Origin of the sequence: Okeania sp. SIO2F4 (assembly GCF_010672385.1) — a bacterium.
Taxonomy (GTDB): Bacteria; Cyanobacteriota; Cyanobacteriia; order Cyanobacteriales; family Microcoleaceae; genus Trichodesmium.
Genome location: NZ_JAAHGT010001076.1, coordinates 1 through 3,061, shown reverse-complemented (window position 1 = coordinate 3,061; position 3,061 = coordinate 1). Strand labels below are relative to the sequence as shown.

Annotated in this window: 2 protein-coding genes; both read left to right on the top strand. The window is 30.5% G+C overall.

Translation table 11 applies throughout. The features are described from left to right. The first annotated feature begins 339 nt into the window (after positions 1 to 339). Positions 340 to 711 carry a response regulator gene (locus F6K22_RS37250; RefSeq protein ID WP_293109795.1) on the top strand — a complete coding sequence of 124 codons (372 nt, stop codon included), beginning with the start codon at positions 340 to 342 and terminating at the stop codon, positions 709 to 711. Between the two features lie 24 nt (positions 712 to 735). Next, positions 736 to 2,880 (top strand): EAL domain-containing protein, encoded by a 2,145-nt coding sequence (locus F6K22_RS37245; RefSeq protein WP_293109793.1) that lies wholly within the window; start codon positions 736 to 738, stop codon positions 2,878 to 2,880. Positions 2,881 to 3,061: the final 181 nt, after the last annotated feature.

The window sequence follows — 3,061 nt, the reverse complement described above, 5'->3', positions numbered from 1 at the left end:
CTAAAAGTCTCCAATATCTCACAACTCAAATCATATTGCTATATAAGTATATTTTTTGATCGATTCAGTTTAGTCATACAAATTCATGATGAAAAGAATAGGGTTTCAGCAAAGTTTTAGCACTAGGAATATTGAATAATTTGTAATCTATTTTTTCTAAATGCCTAGAAAAAAATGATTGGGAAATGTTAACTAACCTATGGTAATATTGTTTGATAGTATCTACAGGGGCAAAAGGTTGCTGTAAAACGCAGATCGCTATTGATAACTAGCAATCTTGAAAATCTAGTAAAATAACCAGAATAATTACTATAAAAATTAATCTTAAAGCCACGAAAAATGAAAAGAATAATAATTGTAGATAACGAAGAAGATATGCATTATTTATTCAGCAGAAAATTCAGGAAAGAAATCAAAGCAGGTGAAGTAGAAATTATTTCTTTTATGTCAGTGATAGAAGCATTATCATACCTAGACTCTTCAGAAAAAAAACACATAGATTTAATCATATCTGATATTAATTTGCCTATAGTTAATGGATTAGAACTGCTACAAATAATCAAAGAAAAATATGCACAAATAAATGTATGGATGTTAACTGCTCATGGCTATAATGAAAATTACAAACTTGCTAAAGAATATGGAGCAAATGATTATATAGTTAAACCAATTAACTTTGAAGAAATCAAACAAAAAATCTTAAATCTATAGTAAAAAATATCAATTCTCAAGATTATGTTAGCCAAAATACTTGTGGTGGATGATGAACCAGACCTAGAATTATTAATTTGCCAGAAATTCAGGAAAAGAATTAAAAAACAAGAACTTGAGTTTGTTTTTGTTCATAATGGCATAGAAGCTCTAGAAATTTTGGAAAATGAACCAGATATAGAGCTAATATTTACTGATATTAATATGCCTAAGATGGACGGACTAACTTTCTTAAAAAAGCTATCAGAAAGAGAAAGATTGACGACTAAAACAGTAATTATTTCTGCTTATGGCGATTTAAAAACTATTAGAAAAGCAATGAATCTAGGGGCTTTTGACTTTTTAACTAAACCCTTAGATTTATATGATTTAGAAATTACTCTGAATAAAACACTGAAGGCTGTGCAAGATAGCAAGGAGGCACTACAGCAGAAAAAGTTAGTAGAGCAAGCTCATGCAGAATTATTAAAACAACAAACATTGCGTGAAAGTGAAAAAAGATTTAGAGCATTAATTGAAAATTCTACTGATATCATTATGATTTTAAATCCTGATGGCAAGGTTATTTATTCTAGTCCATTAGCTCAGAAATTTTTAGATAATTTTGATAAAAATAATTTGAATATATCAATTTTTAATATTATTCATGGCAATGATCGTCAGTTAGTCAGACATACTTTACAAAAAGTAGTTGAAAATTCATCAGAAAAACAATATATCAAAGAATTTAAAATTAAAAATGAGCAACAGAACTGGCAAATATTTGAAGCAGTATTTACCAACTTAACTTCGGATAGTTATATAGAAGGAATAGTTGTTAACTGTCATAACATTACAGATAGAAAAATAGCAGAAGAAAAACTACTGCATGATGCTTTCCATGATTCCCTAACTCAATTACCTAATCGGGCTTTGTTTATGGATAGACTATCTAATGCTTTGGCTAGATATCAGAGACATTCTCAAGATAAGTTTGCTGTGATTTTTATAGATTTAGATCGGTTTAAGATAGTTAATGATAGTTTAGGACATAATGCAGGAGATCGACTAATCATAGAAGTAGCTAATCGACTTAAACAAGATATGCGGGATGATGATAGTGTAGCCAGAATGGGAGGAGATGAATTTGCTATATTATTGGAATATGTTAAATCTGAAGAAAATGCTGAATATATAGCTCAAAGAATTCAAAAATTGTTACAGTTACCATTTTATATTAACGAGCAAGAAGTTTATACTAGCGCTAGTATTGGTATTGTTTTATCCAATAAAGATTATCAAAGTCCTACAGATATCCTCAGAGATGCAGATACAGCTATGTATCGTGCTAAAACTTTAGGAAAAGCTCGTCAAGAAGTTTTTAATACATCAATGTATGCTGATAATTTAGCACAACTTAAGTTAGAAATAGACCTCAGACAAGCTTTACAACGCAATGAATTAGAGTTATATTACCAACCAATAATTCTCTTAGAAACAGGTTTAATATGTGGTTTTGAAGCATTAATTAGATGGAAACATCCAGAGCGAGGAATGATTTCTCCAAATGAGTTTATTCCTATAGCAGAAGAAACAGGATTAATTATCCCTATAGGTTGGTGGACGCTGCAACAAGCTTGTCAGCAAACTTATAATTGGCAACAACAATTTTCTCTTCAGTCTTTAACAATTAGTGTTAATCTTTCTGGTAGACAATTTTCTCAATCTAAACTTGTAGAACAAGTTGATGAAATTTTATGTTGTACTTGTTTAGATCATCATAGTCTGAGGTTAGAAATTACTGAAACTACAATAATGGAAAATGAGCAAATTGTGATGGGAATATTATCAGAACTAAAAGCGATGAATATACAGTTAAATATTGACGATTTTGGGACTGGTTATTCTTCATTAAGTCGCATCCGTAACTTTCCAATTGATACTCTGAAAATTGACCGTTCTTTTGTAATGACAATGGATAGTGAATCACAAAATTTAGAGATTACAAAAGCAATTATTAGTCTGGCTTCTAATTTAGAAATAGATGTGATTGCTGAGGGTGTAGAAACAGCTAGTCAATTAGCTTTGCTGAGAGACCTTAATTGTAAATATGGGCAAGGATACTTTTTTTCTAAACCTGTTGACAGTTCCCAAGCAACTAAATCAATTGCCTCAGCTAAAAAATGGTAAACTAAAAATTATCTTGCCTGATTTTTTAACTATAGCGTTTTTCAAGTTACCGAAAAATTAAGATATAAAGCCTCTCCATTCATGGAGAAAAAAGCGGTTGAGAGATGGCGAGGTCTCCTCGCTAGCCTCCAATCAACCAAGAGAAGAAAAAAAATCCTTGAGCGCCAATCCTCTTTTTTAA

Coding starts and splice junctions, on each gene's coding strand:
- F6K22_RS37250 (WP_293109795.1), top strand. CDS start 340: ATGAAAAGAATAATAATTGTAGATAACGAAGAAGATATGCATTATTTA.
- F6K22_RS37245 (WP_293109793.1), top strand. CDS start 736: ATGTTAGCCAAAATACTTGTGGTGGATGATGAACCAGACCTAGAATTA.